At 69.7% G+C, this 2,787-nt stretch carries 2 protein-coding genes; both read left to right on the top strand.

Annotated elements, in window-relative coordinates; all coding sequences use genetic code 11:
- A partial coding sequence (locus tag RTM68_RS18100; RefSeq protein ID WP_312173670.1) for a trypsin-like peptidase domain-containing protein occupies nucleotides 1-1,367 on the top strand: 1,367 nt, incomplete at its 5' end.
- 55 nt (nucleotides 1,368-1,422) lie between these two features.
- The gene (locus RTM68_RS18095) at nucleotides 1,423-2,676 is read left to right on the top strand and encodes a CDP-glycerol glycerophosphotransferase family protein (protein ID WP_312173668.1); all 1,254 of its coding nucleotides are present in this window, start codon (nucleotides 1,423-1,425) and stop codon (nucleotides 2,674-2,676) included.
- Nucleotides 2,677-2,787 lie beyond the last annotated feature (111 nt).

Here is a 2,787-nt window from a genome sequence, read left to right as displayed (position 1 = left end):
CGCAGTACCCGGTCGGTACCCCACCGCGCCCGGAGTCGCCGTACACCGCACCTCAGGCTCCCGGCGTCTCGACCGCGAGCGCGCCGGGTGCGGCCTTCGGAATCCACACGGCCGCGCAGCCGGGAGTCGGCGAGCCGGCACCCGATGCGCCCAAGGTCAAGGAGAAGCCCCGCGCCGGAGTGAAGTTCGCCGCGATCGTCGTCGCTGCGGCCCTCGTCGGCGGTGTCGCCGGGTTCGGCGGCGGTGCGATCCTCAACGGCATCTCGAACCAGAACTCGACCGGGGTCGCTCAGGGGCCCGAGACGGTCACGGTCAACAACCCCGGCTCCGTCAACGAGACGACCGCCGTCGCCACGGCGGCGCTTCCCTCCGTCGTGACGATCGAGGTCGCCGGTTCGAACGAGGGCGGCAGCGGTTCGGGAGTCATCATCAGCGATGACGGGTATGTGCTGACGAACACGCACGTCGTCACGCTGGGCGGAGCAGTGGCCGACCCCACGATCCGGGTGACGACCTCCGACGGCCGCATCTTCTCGGCGACCGTGGTCGGTACCGATCCTCTCTACGATCTCGCCGTGATCAAGCTCACGGATGCGACGGATCTGACGCCGATCGATTTCGCCGACTCGTCCGACCTCAATGTGGGCGACACCGCGGTGGCACTCGGCGCGCCGCTCGGCCTGTCGAACTCGGTCACCACGGGAATCGTCAGCGCGCTCAACCGGAGCATCCAGATCGCGTCGTCCGCCCTCCCTGACTCGTCGTCGGAGGATGCCCCTCAGCAGGAGGAGTCTCCCGACGGCGGCCAGAACGGCGGACCGTTCCAGTTCGATCTGCCCGGCAACACCTCACAGCAGACCTCCGAGTCCATCTCGATCGCCGTCATCCAGACCGATGCCGCGATCAACCACGGGAACTCCGGCGGCGCGCTCGTGAACAGCAAGGGCGAGCTCATCGGCATCAACGTGGCCATCGCCAGCTCGGGCAGCTCCGAGGAGTCCGGATCGATCGGAATCGGCTTCGCGATCCCCTCGAACGTCGCGCAGCGGGTGTCGCAGGAGATCATCGCCGACGGTGCCGCGACCCACGGTCTGCTCGGTGCATCGGTGCAGGATGCGGCGAGTGCCGAGAACGCCGAAGTGGCCGGAGCGCTGATCGCCGACGTCTCCGGCGGCGGTGCTGCGGAGGCGGCCGGCCTCAAGGCGAACGATGTGGTGACGGCCTTCAACGGAGTGCCCGTCACGAGTGCCACCGATCTCACCGCTCAGGTCCGTGCGGCCGCGGGCGGCAGCGACGCCACCGTCACCTACATCCGTGGCGGCAAGGAGTACGAGATCGACGTCACCCTGGGTACGCTCGACGGCTGAGGCGCGTCGAGCCGAGTTTCCCGAGAAGGACGCCACCCCGCGATAGGCTCGCGGGGTGGCGTCCTTCTCCTTCGGCTCCGGCAATGCGGCCAAGCTGCTCAGGATCCCGCTCTATCTCGTCGGACGCGTCGGGACGTCGCTCATCCCGCGCGGCGGACGCTGGGTGTTCGGATGCGGCGCCGGGATCGGCGACGGCGCCCTCGCTCTGCAGCGACTCGTCGCAGACGAGGGCCACGACACACTGTGGCTCACCTCGTCGGAACGCGAAGAGCAGGACGCCGCCGCTCTGGGCATCCGCACAGTTCCGAAATCAGGACTGCGCGGGTGGTGGGCGACCGCCCGAGCAGGGGTCCTCGTCGTCACTCACGGGCTCGGGGACGTCAATCGATACGCGAACGCCGGAGCCTTCGTCGTGCAGCTCTGGCACGGCATCCCGCTCAAGCGCATCGGTCTCGATTCTCCCGCCACGGTTCAGGTCCCCGACGTGCCGGGAGCACCCTTGCTGCGCCGGATCATAGCGCTGCTGTATCGGGGCGCCGCCCAGCGCATCCGCGTGCTGCCGGCGGCCTCGCATAGAGCTCGGGGCCGACTCGAGTCGGCGTTCGCGCTCGGTGACGATCGTGTCGTCGTGACGGGGGAGCCGCGCGTCGATGTGCTTTCCGCCGGCTCGCCAGCGGAGCGCCGGGACGATGCGGCCGAACGGCTGGAGCTGGCTGTCGGTGCGCTGCCGTCGAGTGCGCGCACGATCCTGTACGCGCCGACCTGGCGCGATGGCGCCCCGGATCCCGCGGTGCCTTCTGCAGAGCAGTGGATGCAGATCATCACCCTGCTCGAGCAGCACGACGCGATCCTGCTGGTGCGTTCGCATCCTCTCGGCGCGGGCGGCTACGCATCGCCGCTGCCGACGGACCGCGTGCGGTCGCTCGGCAGTGACACGCTTTCCGATGTGACACCGGTCCTTGCGGCCATCGATGTCCTCGTGACGGACTACTCCTCGCTCGCGTACGACGTCGGTCTGCTCGCGATGCCGGTGCTCTTCCTCGCCCCCGATGCGGTCGAATACGCGAGGACCCGCGGGTTCTACGGTCGCTTCGAAGACGTGGCCGGCGACGACCCGGCCGCGGACTGGGACGCACTGCTCGTACGACTCGCGCGGCTGCTGGACGACGACGCGGCGCGTGCAGAAGCGTCCGCGCGGTCCGCTACGCTCAGCGCGGAGATGCACGCGTTCCGCGACGGACGCAACACCCGACGGGTGTACGAGACGATCCGAGCGCGGGGAATCCCCGCGCCGAAGGGAGCAGCATGACCACGGCCCGTATCGATGAGGCGGCAGAGACGCTGATCATCGCGGGGACCGGGCCCCGCCCCGGAGCCGCGGAGCTCGTGGGCCCGCGGGCTCGCGTCGCCGCGCGCGTGA

It is taken from the genome of Microbacterium sp., assembly GCF_031988965.1.
Lineage (GTDB): Bacteria > Actinomycetota > Actinomycetes > Actinomycetales > Microbacteriaceae > Microbacterium.
Note: the sequence above shows the minus strand (reverse complement) of the source record. Positions and strands in the feature narration are given on the sequence as shown.